This window comes from Wolbachia endosymbiont of Drosophila incompta, from assembly GCF_001758565.1.
Classification (GTDB): Bacteria; Pseudomonadota; Alphaproteobacteria; order Rickettsiales; family Anaplasmataceae; genus Wolbachia; species Wolbachia pipientis.
This window is the reverse complement of record NZ_CP011148.1, coordinates 338781-339474: the sequence shown is the minus strand read 5'-3', so window position 1 is coordinate 339474 and position 694 is coordinate 338781. Positions and strand designations below refer to the sequence as shown.

Sequence of the window (694 nt, the reverse complement as noted above, 5' to 3'; positions counted from 1 at the left end):
AAACTGAAGGTATTCAGTTATCTTCATCTAAGCAGAAAAAAAGGCAAAAGAAACCCCGTGTTAGCTAGTTGTCACTCCCTAATCCTGCAAATTGGCGTACTATACTGTCTTAAACGACTTATAAGCGCGTTTCAGCTTATATAGGTAAAAACCCAGAAATGTTGTGAAGACATAAGGTGCACATAGTGCAAAAAATTAAAAATAAGACGCCAACTACGTTGTTTTCTTGCTGTTTAATCTGCACAGATGAAGATAACTGAATACCTTCACTATCATGATAAAGGGGCTGGCGAAGGGTGTCAAGTAGTTTTTAGCTCTGCCTTCTAAGGCTTTTACTCGTGACAACCACTGTGCCTGCGATCTTATCGTGCCAAGTTTGACAGCGTTTGTTGAAATTTGACCATAAAAAGCCCAAGAACAATGGTGCAACTGACAATATAAAGGAAAAAAATCTCTTTGTTGCTTGTTTTAGGGTCATCTTTTCGAAAGTTTGTGCATCCACAACTCTAAGCCCAAATAATAGTTTTCCAGGTGTAGTAGCAAACTTTACCCACATATATATTACATAGCAAAAGAGCATAATAAACTGGACTATTTGATTTAGAATCATTAATTTTACAAGTCTACTCTGCATTGCCTTTTCTTCTATAGAAAGTGGCACTTGCATTGGGGATTTTGCAGCAACTTGGCTGAA

At 37.5% G+C, this 694-nt stretch carries 1 protein-coding gene; it reads right to left on the bottom strand.

Annotated features, from left to right (window positions below; all coding sequences use genetic code 11):
* Positions 1-310: 310 nt before the first annotated feature.
* Positions 311-694 (bottom strand): RDD family protein (locus WG67_RS08125; protein ID WP_458694973.1); only part of this gene is annotated, 384 nt, incomplete at its 5' end.